The following is a 14,911-nucleotide window of genomic DNA, read 5'->3' on the forward strand; positions in this document are numbered from 1 at the left end:
GGCGTGACAGCGATGCAGCCCACAGTGGCGCCGGTCAGCGGCCCAACCGCCAGACGTGGCCCGCCACACCCAGCACGAGGCCGCCGGGGACCACCCGGACAACCGGTCCGACCCGCCGCCTCGGCGCGGCCCGCCCGCTATACCGCGCGCCCGCCTCCCGGCAGGCCAGCTCCACCCGTGCCGGGGCGGCCAGGCGGATCACGGAGGCCAGCTCGCGGGCCATGTCCCAGCCGTCGCGCAGCGCCCCCTGGGGCGGTCTTCCCCGCGCCCACCTGCTGAAATGCTCGCCCCAGCGGTCACCGAAGCTGGCCGCGAGGCCGGGCCAGACGGCGGCGACCTCGCCCGCCCGCTTGTGCCGCAGCGCGCGCCCGGTGGCGGCCAGCCGGTCAGCGTCGAAGCCCGCCGGGGACGGCTCGCCGGCGACCAGCGCGGCGACCAGGGCGGCCTGCCGCTCGGCGAGTGTGGACTTGCTCACCGCGCCCACACCGTCTCGCCCGAACGAGTGATATCGGGCAGGTCCGAGGCGGCCGCGATGGCGGTCAGCTCGGCGGTCAGCTCGGCCGCCGGCGGGTAGGCGCCGTCCCGCTCCAGCAGCAGCGCCGGCGGGCGGTGGGTCAGGCACAGTTCGGCGAGCAGCTCGAGCACCGCCGGGGGCGTGGCCGAGGTGTGCGTGTCGTGGTAGAAACCGCCGCCGGGGGCGCCGCCGGCGATGTGCGCGTAGGCCACCCGCTCCAGCGGCAGCGCGGCCAGCGCCTCGGCCGGGTCCTGGCCCCGGTTGCGGGCGTTGGCGTAGCAGTTGGCCACGTCCAGCAGCAGGTAGGCGCCGGTGCGGTCGAGCAGCTCGGTGAGGAACCGCGCCTCGGTCAGCTCGTCCTCCGGCCAGTCGAACAGCGCGGCGATCGGCTCGAGGGCCAGGGGTGCGTCCAGTTCGGCGCTCAGGGTTCGGATGTTGCGGGTCAGCGCGTCCAGCGCCTCCCGGGTGCGCGGCACCGGCAGCAGGTGGCCGGCCTCCAGCCCGCCCGCCCGGACGAACGCCACGTGCTCGCTGACCAGCGGCGCGTCCACCGCGGCGGCCACCTCGGCGAACCGGCGCACCCGGTCCCGGTCGACCGGCTCGGCGCCGCCCAGGGACAGCCGGGTGCCGTGCGGCACCACGCTCACGCCCCGCTCCCGCAGCTTCACCAGCGCCGGAGGCAGGTGATCGGCGCACACCGCCTCGGCCACCACCTCGGTGAACCGCAGCCCGGGCAGTGAGTCGACAAACCCGGCGATCTCCGGCCGCCAGCCGATACCGACGCCGCGCCCCTCCAGAGGGCTCACCCGCCGCACCCGCCGCCGCATCCGCCACCGCCGCCGCAGCTGCTACCGGACCCGCAGCCGGTGCCGCTGGAGCCGCCCGATCCGGTGCCGGCCCACCACGGTTGCTGGGTGATCTCGGCGGCCAGCACCGGGTCGGCGGCGGTCAGCGCGCCGATGCCGAACAGCCCGACGCCGAGCGCGGCCGCGCCCGCCCCGTTGCCCACCCAGTTCGGGCGCATGTCCGGGGAGAGCTCGGGATGGGCCGCCCGCAGCCGGGCCAGCTCCGCGTCGCCGGCTTCGGTGCGCCCCCGGCCGGGTACCCGGAGCAGCCCGATCGACACCAGCGCGACCACGATCAGGGAGAACGCCAGGAAGCCGATGGCCCGGTCGTTGGCCAGGCCGGCGCTGGCCCGGTAGAGGCCGAACGCGCCGAGGGCCAGCATGGGCAGGGACCACATGCGCATCCGGGTGCGCTGCCCCTCGGAAAGCAGCAGGCCACGCCGGCGCAGCTCGGCGTCCAGCCGGTCCAGCGCCGCGCGAACCGGGGCCTTGGTGATCAGTGCGGGCCGGGAGACCGGGGCGCCGGCGGATTCCAGCACGGCCAGCTCGAGGTGATGCGTGGGCGGGTCCACCGGCTGGTCCGACCGCTGGAACCGGCGTCGCCGGACGCTGATCAGTCCGGTCACCCGCAGCGACCCGACGGCGGCGAGCACGGTCAGCTCGCGGCCGCCGTTGAGGTAGGCCACCTGGTACGGATCGGCCTCGAGCGGCGTCCGGTCGGCGTCCGCCGGTGGCGGCTCGCGTCGGATGGTGCGCCGGGCGAAGCCGGCCATTACGGGAACGGCGCAGATCAGCAGCCAGTAGAGCAGCAGGAAGTTGCCCCCGCTGATTCCCCACGTGTCCCCCGGCAGCGCCACGGTCGTTGCGTGCACGCGGCATCCCCCCTCATCCGCCGCATTCACCGACCTTGGTGGCCCCGCGGACCGAAGACCAGAGGTTTGAGCGGAAATTGATGATTCCTGAGGGTTCATTTGATGTCCGCCGCGGAGGTTTCCGGGGGGTTGATCGGAGGTAACCCCGACCGGATGGAGCAGGATCTGGTGTCGTGAGGTCATCCGGCGGGCGGCGCGTGGGAACGGTGGCGGGGCTGGTCGGCCTCACGCTGCTGACCGGCTGCGATTTCTCGGGCAGCGACTACCAGGACGTGCTCGGGCGTACCGACCAACGCCTGACCGGCGCGCTGGCCACCGTCCGGCTGGCGCCCGAGCCGGACGAGCTGGGCCGGGCGGTGCGCGCGGCGGCGGACGCGGCCGGGTGGGCCGGTGACGAGCTGACCAGGGCCACCTCGGTGCCGGACGAAGCGGCCGCCGGCAACGCCGCGCTGGCCGGCCGGCTGCGGGGCCTGAGCGGCGACATCACCGCGCTGGCCGAGCGGGTGGACGGCCGGGCGGTGTGTACCGGCCCGGCGGCGCTGGCCGCGATCGGCGCCGCGCCCAACATGCCCGGCCTGCGCGACGGCGCGGCCCGGCTCGCCCCGCCCTACCGCTGGGGGGCCGCGCTGCCGTCCGCCGAACCCCCGCCGGCGCCGCCGCGCCTGGCCAACGGCCAGCTGCTCACCGACCGGCGGACGCCGGAGCAGCGCGGCGACGGCGTGCTCGAGGTGCGCAACGAGGGCACCGTGGACGCGGTGGTGAAGCTGGTGGACCGGGGGAACCTGCTGGTCTCGGTGGCCGTGACCGCCGGCGGCGGGGCGCGCGTGGAAGGCATCGCGGACGGCGCCTACGACCTGTTCTACACCGCCGGCGCGGACTGGGACCCGGCCGTCGGCGCGTTCGCCCACGACTGCGAGTTCCACCGGTTCACCGAGCTGTCCAGGTTCCAGACCCGGCCGGTGCCCGGCGGCACCGCCTACACCGTCGAGTCGATCACCATCCGGGACAACCCGGACACCCCGGAGTCGATCACCCCCGTCCCCCCGGCCCTGCTCCCCGGCTGAGTAAGCAGCGGGCGGGCCGCCGGCGGGGCGCTCGCGGGCGTGGGTGCGGGTGGGTTTGGGTGATCGTCGTTTCTGGCGGTTGAGCGTCGATTTTCGACCCTGAACCGCCACGGATGGCGATCATCCCCGGCCGCAACCACCGACCTGTGGGCGGAGTGGGGCGGCCGCAACCACCGACCACATGGTCATCAGGACACCAGGGCCGCTCCGGGCGACTCGAAACGACCACCATGCCCTGATGACCATGAAAATGACCGCCGGCGTGGCAACACCCGTCACCCTGGTCATGCGAGGGCAACAAGTGAAACCAGCCGCGCCACAACGAACCGCAACGGGCCACGCCCAAGCCGCGGCAGACAACCCGGCCGCGCCGTCCAAGCCGGTCTTTAAACCGACACCGGCTCCGCATACCCGGACCCCCACCAGACACCGCCGGGCGGTCGATCCCTCTCAGGCGGTTGGGCCCCGCCAGGGGAAGGGGGAGCGGTCGGGTTCCACCCAACCGGCGCGGGCCTGCGCGCCGGCGAGGGTTTCCGGCCGGTAGAACCGGGCGAGCAGTCCCCGGTCCAGCAGCGGCGCGTTCGCCTCGACGATGGCAAAGGTCGCGAAGTCCAGCACCGGGTCCTCGGCCACGTGGTGCCCGACCAGTTCCACCCAGGCGCGAGTGATCGTTGCGTGGTACTTCCCGGGCCTGCCGGCGTCCCGCGCGGCGCGGCGGATGCCGGCGCCGACCAGGTCGACCGCCCCGGCGGTGCCGAACCGCCGGACCGCCAGCCAGGTCAGGTGCACGTGCTCGCGGTGGCCGAACCGTTCGCCGCCCGCCGTCGCCTCGCGCAGCAGTTCGTCGAACGCGGTGCTCACAGCTCCGCCAGCGCGCGCAGCACGGCGTGGAAGCCGGCGAGTGCCTCGGGCGGCAACCCGGCGAGGGCGCGCTGTTCCAGGCCCTCGATCGCGCGCCGGATGGTTTCGGCGGCGGCGCGGCCGCTCGGGGTGAGCTCGACCAGCACCGAGCGGCGGTCGCCGGCCCGGGCGGCCCTGGTGATGTGGCCGCGCCGCTCGAGCCGGTCGAGCACGCTGGTCAGCGTGGTGGGCCGGGTGCCGATCGCGCGTCCCAGCTCGGAGACCGTGCGGCCCCGGCCGTCGGCCAGGTTGCCCAGGGCATTGATCTCCGAAGGGGTCAGGTCCAGGTCGACCAGCTCGGCGGTGAGTAGTTGCAGGGTGGCGTGGGTGGCGCGCTGCAGGCCAAGTATCACGATTTCGTACTATACGATTTCGTACTAACTGGCGCTACCCGCCCGGACCTGGTTCTTGATCCGGGCCAGCATGGCGGCCATGCCACGCAGCCGGAGCGGGCTGACCGCTTCGCCGAGGCCGAGCTTCAGGTAGAAGTCGTTGGGCACGTTCAGCACGGTGTCCGCCGACTCCCCGTCCAGCCCGGTGTGCATGATCGACGCGAAGCCCCGGGTGGTCGGGGCCTCGGGCGGCGCGTCGAAGTACAGGTGCACCGTCCGGCCCTCGTCCACCTCGACCGCCAGGAACAGCGGGGTCTGGCACTCGTGCACCTGCTCCATGTCCTCGCGGTGCCCGTCGTATTTCGCCGGCAGCTTCGGCAGCTCTTCGGAGAGCTCGAGCAGCAGCTGCAGGCGGTCCTTCACCCCGACGCCGGCGAAGTCGTCCACCAACTCCGCCAGCCTCGGGGGCAGCTCGCTGGTGCTGGTCACCCGACCGAGCCCCGTTCCGTCCCCGTAGCGATCGGCACCCGCACCGAGTTGCCCCACTCGGTCCAGCTGCCGTCGTAGTTGCGCACGTTCTCGAAGCCCAGCAGGTGGGTGAGCACGAACCAGGTGTGGCTGGAGCGCTCCCCGATCCGGCAGTACGCCACCACGTCGTCGCTCGGCGCGAGGCCCTGTTCCTGCTGGTAGATGGCCTCCAGGTCGGCCCGGCTCTTGAACGTGGCGTCCTCGGCGGCGGCCCGCGCCCACGGCACGCTGGCCGCGCCCGGGATGTGCCCGCCGCGCACCGCGCCCTCCTGCGGGTAGTCCGGCATGTGCAGCAGCTCGCCCGAGTACTCGCCCGGCGAGCGCACGTCCACCAGCGGCTTGCCCAGGTGCGCGAGCACGTCCTCCTTGAACGCGCGGATCACGCTGTCGTCCCGCTCGACCACCGGGTACTCGACCGGGTCGGGCTTGGGCACGTCGCGGGTCAGCTCGCGGCCCTCGGCCACCCACTTGGCCCGGCCGCCGTCCAGCAGCCGCACGTCGGAGTGGCCGAACAGGCTGAACACCCACAGCGCGTAGGCGGCCCACCAGTTGTTCTTGTCGCCGTAGATCACCACGGTGGTGTCCCGGCCGATGCCCTTCTCACCGAGCAGCTGGGCGAACCGCTCACCGTTCACGTAGTCCCGGGTGACCGGGTCGTTCAGCTCGGTGTGCCAGTCCACCTTGACCGCGCCCGGGATGTGGCCGGTGTCGTAGAGCAGCACGTCCTCGTCGGACTCCACCACGGCCAGCCCGGGTTCACCCAGGCGTTCGGCCAGCCAGTCGGTGGTGACCAGGCGCTCGGGGTGCGCGTAGGCGGCGAGCTTGGCATCGGTGTCGTTGGGTACCGGCATAGGACTCAGCCTAGCGCGGGACGCGCTTGCCGAGCGCGCGCCCAGTTAGGCGCGCGCGGGAGCTGCAGTCCTCATTGCCAGAGGTCGGTCACCGTCACACCCACCTCGGTGAGCAGCGCGCGCAGCAGCGGCAGGCTGATGCCGATCACGTTGGAGTGGTCGCCGTCGATGCCGTCCACGAACCACCCGCCGAGCCCGTCCAGGGTGAACCCGCCGGCCACGTGCAGCGGCTCCCCGGAGGAGACGTAGGCCTCCAGCTCGGCCTGGCGCGGCCGGCCGAACCGCACCGTGGTGCCGGCGTGCCGGCAGGCCTCCTTGGTCACCGCTCCGCCGGACAGGCGCAGCACCGCGTGCCCGGTGACCAGCTCGCCGGTGCGCCCGGCCATCGCCGTCCAGCGGGCGAGCGCGACGTCCGCCGTGCCCGGCTTGCCCACCAGTTCGCCGTCGATGGACAGCATCGAGTCGCAGCCGATCACCAGCGCCTCGAACGTCTCGGCGGCCCCGGCCGCCACCCGCTCGGCCACCGTCGCGGCCTTGGCCCTCGCCAGCGCGGTCACCGCCTCGGCCGGCGGGGCGTCGCGCAGCGAGGCGAGCACCGCGTCCTCGTCCACTTCGGAAACGTGTACCTGGGGGGCCAGACCGGCCGCGCGGAGCACGCCGAGCCGGGCCGGGGAAGCCGACGCGAGGATCACCTGCACGGTGTCCAACCCTATCCGGCTGCTCCAAATGGCCCGCTCCGGAATGGCCCGCTCGTCCGCGTTTCTCGCGCGAAGAGACCAAATGATTTGCATCCGGGGGCGCTGTGGGGCGCTCAGGGCTAGGGTCCGTCGGGTAGCTCCCCAATTCCAAAACGAAAACCTGATGGGCATGCCAATGATCTCGCTGCGGCGGTACCTGCCGCGCGGCAACACCCTGGACGATGCGGCATGGTTGCGCCGGCACCGAATCGTGCTCATCGTGCTAGTACTCCACCTACCAGTGCTTTTTGCCTTCGGCTTGGTGCTCGGCAACTCCCCGTTGCTGGTCGCCGAGGCGATGTCGGTGCCGCTCCTGTGCGTGTTCCTGGGATATGTGACCAAGGTCCGCCGGCTGGCTTCGGTGATCGTAACCGCCGGGCTGACGTGGTGTTCGGTTTCCCTGGTCGGATTCACTCATGGATCAATTGAGGCGCACTTCCATTTCTTCATCATCATCGGGTTCATCGCGCTTTACCAGGACTGGATCCCATTTTTATGGAACGTGTTCTTCACGGTGGTCAGCCACGGGGTCGGTTCGGCGCTCTACCCACACCTGATCTTCAACCACCACGCCGCGCAGGCCAACCCGTGGGCGTGGTCGGCGGTGCACGGCATCGCGGTGGCCGCCGCGTGCACCGGGGTGGTGCTGTTCTGGCGGGTCAGCGAGGACGACCAGTACCGGGTGCACCAGGCGGCGCGGCAGACCGACCTGGAGGCCGGCCGGCGCCGCTTCACCTCCGACCTGCTGATCAACCTGGCCCGGCGCAACCAGAAGATGCTCTACCGCCAGCTGGACATCATCAACCAGCTGGAGGAGAAGGAACGCGACCCGGATGCGCTCGGCGAGCTGTTCCAGCTGGAGCACCTGGCCACCCGGGTGCGGCGGAACGCGGAAAGCCTGCTGGTGCTCTCCGGCGAGGGAGCCTCGCGGGTGTGGCCGGTGCCGGTGCCGCTGCGCGAGGTGGTGCAGGCGGCGATCGCGGAGACCGAGGACCTGGAGCGGGTCACCTTCAACGTGGCCGAGCACCTGGCCGTGGCCGGGAACTGCGTGGCCGACCTGACCCACCTGCTGGCCGAGCTGGCGGAGAACGCGGTGCGGTTCTCCCCGCCGGGCTCGACCGTGTCGGTGGCGCAGCGGCCGTACCCGCACGTGGCCGGCGCGCAGCTGCTCACCATCGAGGACTGGGGCGTCGGCATGCGCCCGGAGGCGCTGATCGAGGCGAACAAGCTGCTCACCGAGGCGCCCGAGGTGGACCTCTCCGCCTCCCGGCAGCTGGGCTTCCACGTGGTGGCCCGGCTGGCCAAGCGGCACGGCATCACGGTGTCGCTCACCCCGACCCCCGGTTGTGGGGTGACCGCGGCGGTGGTGCTGCCGGCGGAGCTGTTCGGCCCGGCGGTGGAACCGGACGCCGGGCGGCACGTGCGCCGGGGCGGCGGGCTGCTGCCGGCGCCGGTGCTGGGCCGGCTGCGCGGCCGTTCGCGGGAGTCGTCCGCACTGGTCACCGTGGACGGGCAGCGCCGGTGGGAGCGGACCGAGGCTCCCGTCCGCGCCCGCCCCGAGACGACCCGCGCCGAACCGGCCCCCGTCGGCGCCCGGCGCGTCGAGTACGTCCACGCCGAACCGGCCCGTACCCACGCCGACGCCGACCGCGGGCACCCCGCGCCGTCCCGCGACGACGGGTACGCGACCGCCGAGTTCCCCCGCGACGGTTACACCCCGGCCGAGCCGTCCCGCGACGGTTACGCGAAGGCCGAGCCGTCCCGCGATGGTTACACGCCGGCCGAGCCGTCCCGCGACGGGTACGCGCCGGCCGAGTCCTCCCGCGGCGGTTACGCGTACGCCGAGCCGGGCCGAGCCGCGCACGCCGAGGCCGGCCAGCGTCACCCGAGGGCCGGGTACGCCCCGACCGAGGCCCAACCGGTACACGCGCCGGTGGAGGCCCGCCGCGGGCCCGCGCCGGCCGAACCGCCCCGGCGCGCGCCGGCCGAGCAGTCGAGGGCCGAGTCGCCGAGGGCCGAGCGGTCGCAGCGGGAGCTGACGGTGGCCGAGCACGCGGCGGCGATGGCCGCACGGGCCGCGCCGCTGCCGCCACCGGCACTGGACCCCGAGGACGAGCAGCCGGCGGACGACCGCCCCCGGCTCACCCGGCGGCGGCCGCAGACCCACATCGCGCCCGAGCTGCGCCACCCGGTGCCGTACCCGAGGACGGAGCAGCCCGAGGCACCGGCGCCGCCCACCTCCTCCGACGCGCTGTCGCGCTACCAGGCCAGCCGGCACGCCGCGCGCGTCGCCGCCGAACAGGAGAACGGTAAGTGGGAACGACCGACATGAACCAGTCGAACGGCCAGCCCCGGCTGGACTGGCTGCTGAACGACTTCGCGCGGACCACCCCGGGGGTCCGCCACGGGCTGGTGCTGTCCGGCGACGGGCTGCCGCTGGCCTGCTCCGAGGGCGTCTCCGACGAGCTGGCGGACCGGTTGTCCGCCGCCTCCTCCGGACTGGTCAGCCTGGCCCGGGGGGCGGCGACGTTGCTGGGCACCGAACCGGTCACCCAGACCATCGTGGAGATGGCCGGCGGCTACCTGTTCGCCACCGCGGTCAGCGCCGGATCCACCCTGGTCGTGCACACCGAGCGCGACTGCGACCTGGGCATGATCGCCTACGAGATGACCATGCTCGCCACCAGCGTCGGGCACGCGCTGACCCCGGCCGGGCGCGGGGCTCCGGCACGCTCGTGACCCGGCCCATGCGGGCCACCGCCGGCCAGGCCGGGCGGGTGGTCCCGGTCTACGCGCTGACCAAGGGGCGCACCCACACCACCGAGGGCCTGGACATGCCCCTGGAGGCGCTGGTCACGGTGAGCGGGCACGGCGCGCGCCTGGCCGGTTCGCTGGACCCGGAGTACCGGGCCATCGTGGACCTCGGCGGGCTGCGCCCGATCTCCCTGGTGGAGATCGGGTCGGCGCTGGGCGTGCCGGTCGGCGTGGCCAGGGTGCTGGTCAGCGACCTGGCCGGCGCCGGATACCTGGTGGTGCATGCGCCACCGCCGACCACGGCCGGGGGACCACCCAGCCGTGCGCTGCTGGAAAGGCTGCTGGATGGACTCCGCACCCACTAAGGACACCGTGCCCGGCGAGTTATCGGCGTCGCCGGTACCGCTGAAGATCCTGGTCGCCGGTGGCTTCGGCGTGGGCAAGACGACCATGGTCGGCGCGCTCTCCGAGATCCCGCCGGTGAGCACCGAGCAGGAGATGACCTCCCTCTCCGAGGGGGTGGACGACCTGAGCCAGGTGCCGGACAAGCGCACCACCACGGTGGCCATGGACTTCGGCCGGATCACCGTGGACGAGTCGATGATCCTGTACGTGTTCGGCACGCCCGGCCAGTCCCGGTTCTGGTTCATGTGGGACGAGCTGGCGGTGGGCGCGGTCGGCGCGGTGGTGCTGGTCGACCTGCGCCGGGTGGACGACTGCTTCCCGGCGATCGACTACTTCGAGAACCGGGGCGTGCCGTTCGTGGTGGCGGTGAACGAGTTCCCGGACGCCGAGCGGTTCGGCGACGCCGAGGTGCGGCACGCCCTGGTGCTGCCGCCGGACACCCCCATGGTGCGGTTGGACGCGCGGGATCCGGAGTCCTGCCGGGCGGCCCTGGTCGCGCTGGTCGAGCACGCGCTCACCCGCGCGGTGGCCTAAGGGGCTCAGGTCCGGCGGTACCAGTCGTTGGCCCGGCTGGTCCAGAGCAGCGCGCAGCCGGTGGCGATCCAGACCAGCCCGAGCACCGCGAGGAACCCGCCGACCGCGATCGAGTACACCTGCAGCAGCATGCCGAGGCCGCCGACGGCGGACAGTGCGATCCGGCCGATGTTGCGCCCGGACTGGGCGAGCACCCCGCCGACCACCAGGATCGCGGCCATGACCAGGCAGAACAGCCCCAGCACGGCGATCAGGCCCGCCCCGGCACCGATGAGCCCGGAGCCGGTGCCGAACCCGCGCACGAACCCGGGGTTGGTCGACCCGATCAGCAGCAGCACGCCGGTCAGCCCCTGCACGGCCGCGCCGAGGTAGGCCATCACCGCCGCGGCGATGACCGTGCCCGGCCTGCCCTGTGTGGTGTCCAGGAGGTCAGGGTGCCAACCGCGCTGGTGTGGCACCAGCCCGGCGGGGAAATCGGTATAAGGCATCGCCGGCCCAGGGTAGGGCGGGTACGGCCTCGGCGCGACGTAAGGCCGGGCCGGGTTCGGCTGGTTCGGGTACATGACTCACGCCCCTTCCGCCGGACGCTCTCACCGGCTCGACCGGTCCGACCCCGGCCGCCCCGCGAGGGTTGGGTCCTGATCGCCAATTTCCCATCGCGTGGCCGGGACCGCTCCCGGTCAGCCGGAGAACGGGTTCCGCACGGTCAGCTCCCCGAACCGGAGGCCGTCCTGAAGGTCCTCGGTGAGCAGCGTGTCGGCCCCGGCCAACAACGCGGCCTCCACGATCAGCGCGTCCCGGAAGTTGATCCCGTGCAGCTCGTGCAGCAGGCTGGCCGACACGATCAGTTGTGGCGTGGTCTCCACGGTCGCCCACTCGGCATAGTTTGCGACGATCCTTCGCGCCCTTGCCGGCGCCAGCCGCAACTTGCCGGTCGCCACGTTGTAGAACTCCTGGAGGACCTGGGTGCTGAGCGCACCGGAGTCGCTGTCCCACAGCTGAGCGAGAAGCATCTCGGCCTTGGTCGACTTGTCTCGGTTCCTCGGGTCGTACGTGTAGACCAGGATGTTCGTGTCGACGAAGACGGTCACGAGCTGTAGCGACCGAGTCGCTCCTCATAGACCTCGTCGCGGTTCCACCGGTACGGCTCCTGGTCCGATGGCTCCTCACGGGCCAGGCGGGCGCGCTCCTCACGGGTTTCCGCCATCATGCGCAGCGCCGATTCCCGCGCGCGCTGATACCGCTCATCGGCCGCGGTCAGCTCGTCGATGTGTTGTGCCACCATCGCGCTGACCGAGGTGCCTCGTCGCGCGGCGAGGGCCTTGGCGCGGCGGATCACCTCGTCGTCGAGCTGGACGGTGAGGTTCTGCTTCACGACCACAGGCTAGCACGTGGAGCACGTGAAAGGCTGTGGTCTCAGCGGGGCAGGTAGTGGTTTCGCCAGGCGCCGGGGCCGGGATGCAGGGGGGCGCGGACGGCGGCGGTGCGGTCCACCCAGACGCTCCGGCCGCGGGTGTCCGGCTCGGCCGGTCCGGGGGTGGCGGACGCGGCGGCGGCCAGCACCGCGGTCAGCGCGGCCACCTCGGCGTCGTCCGGCTCGCCCCGGACCACCCGGAACAGCGCGCGCCGCTGCTCCGGGGTCTGCTCCTCCGGCGGGCTCACAGCGGGATGTTCCCGTGCTTGCGGGCCGGCGCGGCCTCCCGCTTGGTGGCCAGCAGGCGCAGCGCGCGGCCCACGTGCCCCCGGGTGTGCGCGGGCGGGATGACCGCGTCGATGTAGCCCCGGTCGGCGGCCAGGTAGGGGTTGCAGAGGGTGTCCTCGTAGTCGGTCTGCAGCTCCGCACGCCGCGCGGTCAGCTCGTCGCCGGACAGCTCGCGCAGCTCCTTGCGGTACAGGATGCTCACCGCGCCCTGTGCCCCGGTGACCGCGATCTGCGCGGTCGGCCAGGCGATGTTCACGTCCGCGCCCAGGTGCTTGGAGCCCATCACGTCGTACGCCCCGCCGTAGGCCTTGCGGGTGATCACGGTGACCTTGGGCACCGTGGCCTCGGCGTAGGCGTAGATCAGCTTGGCGCCGCGGCGGATGATGCCGTTCCACTCCTGGTCGGTGCCGGGCAGGAATCCGGGCACGTCCACGAAGGTCAGGATCGGGATGTTGAACGCGTCGCAGGTGCGCACGAACCGCGCCGCCTTCTCCGAGGCGTCGATGTCCAGGCAGCCGGCGAACTGGGTGGGCTGGTTGGCCACCACGCCGACGCTCTGTCCCTCCACCCGGCCGAAGCCGACCACGATGTTCGGCGCCCACAGCGCCTGCACCTCGAGGAACTCCCCGTCGTCGACGACCCGGGTGATCACCTCGTGGATGTCGTACGGCTGGTTGGGGGAGTCCGGGACGATGGTGTCCAGCTCCCGGTCGGTGTCGGTCAGCCCGTCCGCGATGGACCCCTCCACCGGCTCGGAGGGGGCGAACCGGGGCGGCTCGGAGAGGTTGTTGGACGGCAGGAAGGACAGTAGCTCCTTCACGTAGGAGAGCGCGTCCTCCTCGTCGGAGGCCAGGTAGTGGGCCACCCCGGACTTGGAGTTGTGGGCCCGGGCGCCGCCCAGCTCCTCCATCTCCACGTCCTCACCGGTCACCGTCTTGATCACGTCAGGCCCGGTGATGAACATGTTGGAGGTCTGGTCGACCATCACGGTGAAGTCGGTGATCGCCGGCGAGTACACCGCGCCGCCCGCGCAGGCGCCCATGATCAGCGAGATCTGCGGGATCACCCCGGAGGAGCGCACGTTCCGGATGAAGATCTCGCCGTAGAGCCCGAGCGCGACCACCCCCTCCTGGATGCGCGCGCCGCCGCCGTCGTTGATGCCGACCATCGGGCAACCGATCTTGGTCGCCAGGTCCATCACCTTGACGATCTTCTCGCCGTACACCTCGCCCAGCGCCCCGCCGAACACCGTGGCGTCCTGGCTGAACACGCAGACCGGCCGGCCGTCGATGGTGCCGGTGCCGGTCACCACGCCGTCGCCCAGCGGGCGGTTGCGGTCCATGCCGAAGTTGGTCGAGCGGTGCCGGGTGAGCGCGTCCAGCTCCATGAAGGACCCCGGGTCCAGCAGCTGGTCGATCCGCTCCCTGGCGGTCTGCCGGCCCTTGGCGTGCTGGCGCTCGATGGCCTGCTCGGAGCCGGCGTGCACCGCCTGGTCGTGCCGGCCGTAGAGGTCGGCCAGCTTGCCGGCGGTGGTGTGGATGTCCGGCTCGTCGGCGGGCGGTTCGCCGATCGACTCCATGGCGGTGCTCATGGCTGCGTACTTTAACTACCGGAACGGCCGGTCCGCGCGCTCAGCATCACACGTCACAGCCGGGTGGTTAGTTCTCCTCGTCCCGGGCGATGGTCGCGTCCAGCCGATTCACGATCGCCCGCTGCTCCGCGAGCATGGCATCCAGCCGGTCGTGCATCTCGGCGAAGTCGCGGGCAAGCTCTTCCTCGAAGTTGGCCATCTCCTCGCGCACCGCATCGGCGGTCTGCTGCCAGAGCCGCTCCAGCTCCGCACTGTCGGACGGGATCATGTCGACGAGGGTACTAGGTTGACGACTTGACATGGATGCGACCGACGAACTTGATATAACCGCGCTGCGGTCCGCGCTGGACGGCGTGGTGAACCGGCTGGACGTGGTGGCGCGCACCGGGTCCACTAACGCCGACCTGCTCGCCGAGGCCCGCTCCGGTGCCCCGGACCGCACGGTGCTGGTGGCCGAGCTGCAGGAGTCCGGCCGGGGCCGGATGGACCGGCGGTGGGACTCGCCGACCGGCACCGGGCTGACCTTCAGCGTGTTGCTGCGCCCGGCCGGCGTGCCGCCGAACCGGTGGGGCTGGCTGCCGCTGCTGGCCGGGGTGGCCCTGGTCCGGACGCTGCGCGAGCTGACCCCGGTGACCGCCGCGCTGAAGTGGCCCAACGACCTGCTGCTCGGCCCGGCCGACAATGCGCGGAAGGGCGCCGGGCTGCTGGCCGAGGTAGCCACGGCCGGCGACCATCCGGCCCTGGTGCTGGGCATCGGGCTGAACGTGCACACCCGCGCCGAGGACCTGCCGGACACCGGGACCTCACTGGCCGCCGTCGGCGCGTCGGTGGGGAGGGGAGAACTGCTGGTCGCGTTGTTGCGCCGGTTGCTCGCCGACGAGGCGGAATGGCGGGCGGCGGCCGGGGACCCGGACGCCACCGGGCTGCGAGCGGCGTACCGGTCGGTGTGCGCCACCCTGGGCTCGCGGGTCCGGTTGGAGCTGCCGGGCGGGCAGTCCGAGCTGGCCGTGGCGCGGGACGTGGACGCGGACGGCCGCCTGGTCGTGCTCGTCGAGCGCACCGGGGTGACCCGGGCGGTGGCCGCCGGCGACGTGGTCCACCTGCGGCCGGCCCCGTCGAGTTGATCTGCGCCGGACAGCGCCACCGTCTTGGCCATGAGCCCGCGCTGACTCAATGTGGCATGCCGGCCTTGATCGCGGTCCGTGGCGGTTCAGCCGCGAAAATCGACGCTGTACCGCCAGGGATGACGATCACCCCGAGCCGGGGTGGACGGCGCGGCTTG

Annotated in this window: 20 protein-coding genes; 6 read left to right on the plus strand and 14 right to left on the minus strand. The window is 72.7% G+C overall.

Features of this window, described 5'->3' with window-relative positions:
- Positions 1-34 precede the first annotated feature (34 nt).
- Genes ABEB12_RS07870 through ABEB12_RS07880 form a run of 3 tightly spaced genes read right to left on the minus strand, consistent with a single transcriptional unit; the run spans position 35 to position 2,231 of the window.
- A complete protein-coding gene (locus ABEB12_RS07870; protein WP_185064258.1) occupies positions 35-475 on the minus strand; it encodes a hypothetical protein in 441 nt (146 codons plus the stop codon).
- Positions 472-1,320: an MbnB/TglH/ChrH family RiPP precursor modification enzyme gene (locus ABEB12_RS07875; protein ID WP_345702653.1), complete on the minus strand. Its 849-nt coding sequence runs from the start codon at positions 1,318-1,320 to the stop codon at positions 472-474. Before ABEB12_RS07875 ends, ABEB12_RS07870 begins: the two co-directional genes overlap by 4 nt.
- Positions 1,317-2,231 (minus strand): TIGR04222 domain-containing membrane protein, encoded by a 915-nt coding sequence (locus ABEB12_RS07880; protein ID WP_185064260.1) that lies wholly within the window; start codon positions 2,229-2,231, stop codon positions 1,317-1,319. The genes ABEB12_RS07875 and ABEB12_RS07880 overlap by 4 nt, the downstream gene beginning before the upstream one ends.
- A 197-nt stretch (positions 2,232-2,428) precedes the next feature.
- On the opposite strand from ABEB12_RS07880, the gene ABEB12_RS07885 reads away from it, so the two are divergent.
- Positions 2,429-3,295, plus strand: a complete 867-nt coding sequence (locus ABEB12_RS07885) for a hypothetical protein (RefSeq protein ID WP_185064261.1) — start codon at positions 2,429-2,431, stop codon at positions 3,293-3,295.
- A gap of 450 nt (positions 3,296-3,745) precedes the next feature.
- Here ABEB12_RS07885 and ABEB12_RS07890 read toward each other — a convergent pair whose 3' ends face one another.
- The 5 genes from ABEB12_RS07890 to ABEB12_RS07910 all read right to left on the minus strand — a co-directional run bounded on the left by ABEB12_RS07890 (position 3,746) and on the right by ABEB12_RS07910 (position 6,604).
- Positions 3,746-4,156, minus strand: coding sequence for a hypothetical protein (locus tag ABEB12_RS07890; RefSeq protein ID WP_185064262.1), 411 nt, complete (start codon positions 4,154-4,156; stop codon positions 3,746-3,748).
- A complete protein-coding gene (locus tag ABEB12_RS07895) occupies positions 4,153-4,548 on the minus strand; it encodes a MarR family transcriptional regulator (protein WP_221498508.1) in 396 nt (131 codons plus the stop codon). The genes ABEB12_RS07890 and ABEB12_RS07895 overlap by 4 nt, the downstream gene beginning before the upstream one ends.
- A 24-nt stretch (positions 4,549-4,572) precedes the next feature.
- Positions 4,573-5,016: a SufE family protein gene (locus ABEB12_RS07900; protein ID WP_345702654.1), complete on the minus strand. Its 444-nt coding sequence runs from the start codon at positions 5,014-5,016 to the stop codon at positions 4,573-4,575.
- Entirely contained in the window at positions 5,013-5,906 is an 894-nt protein-coding gene (locus ABEB12_RS07905) for a rhodanese-like domain-containing protein (RefSeq protein ID WP_185064263.1), read from the minus strand. The genes ABEB12_RS07900 and ABEB12_RS07905 overlap by 4 nt, the downstream gene beginning before the upstream one ends.
- A 71-nt stretch (positions 5,907-5,977) precedes the next feature.
- Positions 5,978-6,604: a Maf family nucleotide pyrophosphatase gene (locus ABEB12_RS07910; protein WP_185064264.1), complete on the minus strand. Its 627-nt coding sequence runs from the start codon at positions 6,602-6,604 to the stop codon at positions 5,978-5,980.
- A gap of 163 nt (positions 6,605-6,767) precedes the next feature.
- Here ABEB12_RS07910 and ABEB12_RS07915 point away from each other — a divergent pair, with 163 nt between their 5' ends.
- Genes ABEB12_RS07915 through ABEB12_RS07930 form a run of 4 tightly spaced genes read left to right on the plus strand, consistent with a single transcriptional unit; the run spans position 6,768 to position 10,336 of the window.
- Positions 6,768-8,975 (plus strand): ATP-binding protein, encoded by a 2,208-nt coding sequence (locus tag ABEB12_RS07915; protein ID WP_185064265.1) that lies wholly within the window; start codon positions 6,768-6,770, stop codon positions 8,973-8,975.
- Positions 8,957-9,382, plus strand: a complete 426-nt coding sequence (locus ABEB12_RS07920; RefSeq protein ID WP_345702655.1) for a roadblock/LC7 domain-containing protein — start codon at positions 8,957-8,959, stop codon at positions 9,380-9,382. Before ABEB12_RS07915 ends, ABEB12_RS07920 begins: the two co-directional genes overlap by 19 nt.
- Before the next feature lie 8 nt (positions 9,383-9,390).
- Complete coding sequence (locus ABEB12_RS07925; protein WP_185064705.1) at positions 9,391-9,762, plus strand: DUF742 domain-containing protein; 372 nt, start codon at positions 9,391-9,393, stop codon at positions 9,760-9,762.
- Positions 9,743-10,336: an ATP/GTP-binding protein gene (locus ABEB12_RS07930; RefSeq protein WP_185064266.1), complete on the plus strand. Its 594-nt coding sequence runs from the start codon at positions 9,743-9,745 to the stop codon at positions 10,334-10,336. The genes ABEB12_RS07925 and ABEB12_RS07930 overlap by 20 nt, the downstream gene beginning before the upstream one ends.
- A 5-nt stretch (positions 10,337-10,341) precedes the next feature.
- On the opposite strand, the gene ABEB12_RS07935 is transcribed toward ABEB12_RS07930, so the two are convergent.
- The 6 genes from ABEB12_RS07935 to ABEB12_RS07960 all read right to left on the minus strand — a co-directional run bounded on the left by ABEB12_RS07935 (position 10,342) and on the right by ABEB12_RS07960 (position 13,897).
- Positions 10,342-10,824, minus strand: a complete 483-nt coding sequence (locus ABEB12_RS07935) for an Asp23/Gls24 family envelope stress response protein (RefSeq protein WP_185064267.1) — start codon at positions 10,822-10,824, stop codon at positions 10,342-10,344.
- Between the two features lie 192 nt (positions 10,825-11,016).
- Positions 11,017-11,427, minus strand: coding sequence for a PIN domain-containing protein (locus ABEB12_RS07940; RefSeq protein WP_185064268.1), 411 nt, complete (start codon positions 11,425-11,427; stop codon positions 11,017-11,019).
- Positions 11,424-11,711 (minus strand): DUF6364 family protein, encoded by a 288-nt coding sequence (locus ABEB12_RS07945; RefSeq protein ID WP_185064269.1) that lies wholly within the window; start codon positions 11,709-11,711, stop codon positions 11,424-11,426. Before ABEB12_RS07945 ends, ABEB12_RS07940 begins: the two co-directional genes overlap by 4 nt.
- 41 nt (positions 11,712-11,752) lie before the next feature.
- Positions 11,753-11,998 (minus strand): acyl-CoA carboxylase epsilon subunit, encoded by a 246-nt coding sequence (locus ABEB12_RS07950; protein ID WP_185064270.1) that lies wholly within the window; start codon positions 11,996-11,998, stop codon positions 11,753-11,755.
- On the minus strand, positions 11,995-13,629 hold the full coding sequence (locus ABEB12_RS07955; protein ID WP_185064271.1) for a carboxyl transferase domain-containing protein: 1,635 nt from the start codon (positions 13,627-13,629) through the stop codon (positions 11,995-11,997). The genes ABEB12_RS07950 and ABEB12_RS07955 overlap by 4 nt, the downstream gene beginning before the upstream one ends.
- Before the next feature lie 67 nt (positions 13,630-13,696).
- Entirely contained in the window at positions 13,697-13,897 is a 201-nt protein-coding gene (locus ABEB12_RS07960) for a hypothetical protein (protein ID WP_185064272.1), read from the minus strand.
- Positions 13,898-13,928: 31 nt separating this feature from the next.
- On the opposite strand from ABEB12_RS07960, the gene ABEB12_RS07965 reads away from it, so the two are divergent.
- Entirely contained in the window at positions 13,929-14,753 is an 825-nt protein-coding gene (locus ABEB12_RS07965; RefSeq protein ID WP_185064273.1) for a biotin--[acetyl-CoA-carboxylase] ligase, read from the plus strand.
- Positions 14,754-14,911 lie beyond the last annotated feature (158 nt).

This window comes from Actinospineispora eucalypti, from assembly GCF_039543365.1.
Lineage (GTDB): Bacteria > Actinomycetota > Actinomycetes > Mycobacteriales > Pseudonocardiaceae > Pseudonocardia > Pseudonocardia eucalypti.

Bases quoted from the DNA above. Each gene is read 5' to 3' on its own strand.
- ABEB12_RS07905 (WP_185064263.1), bottom strand. From the start codon at position 5,906: ATGCCGGTACCCAACGACACCGATGCCAAGCTCGCCGCCTACGCGCAC.
- ABEB12_RS07915 (WP_185064265.1), top strand. From the start codon at position 6,768: ATGGGCATGCCAATGATCTCGCTGCGGCGGTACCTGCCGCGCGGCAAC.
- ABEB12_RS07925 (WP_185064705.1), top strand. From the start codon at position 9,391: ATGCGGGCCACCGCCGGCCAGGCCGGGCGGGTGGTCCCGGTCTACGCG.
- ABEB12_RS07930 (WP_185064266.1), top strand. From the start codon at position 9,743: ATGGACTCCGCACCCACTAAGGACACCGTGCCCGGCGAGTTATCGGCG.
- ABEB12_RS07935 (WP_185064267.1), bottom strand. From the start codon at position 10,824: ATGCCTTATACCGATTTCCCCGCCGGGCTGGTGCCACACCAGCGCGGT.
- ABEB12_RS07955 (WP_185064271.1), bottom strand. From the start codon at position 13,629: ATGAGCACCGCCATGGAGTCGATCGGCGAACCGCCCGCCGACGAGCCG.
- ABEB12_RS07960 (WP_185064272.1), bottom strand. From the start codon at position 13,897: ATGATCCCGTCCGACAGTGCGGAGCTGGAGCGGCTCTGGCAGCAGACC.
- ABEB12_RS07965 (WP_185064273.1), top strand. From the start codon at position 13,929: ATGGATGCGACCGACGAACTTGATATAACCGCGCTGCGGTCCGCGCTG.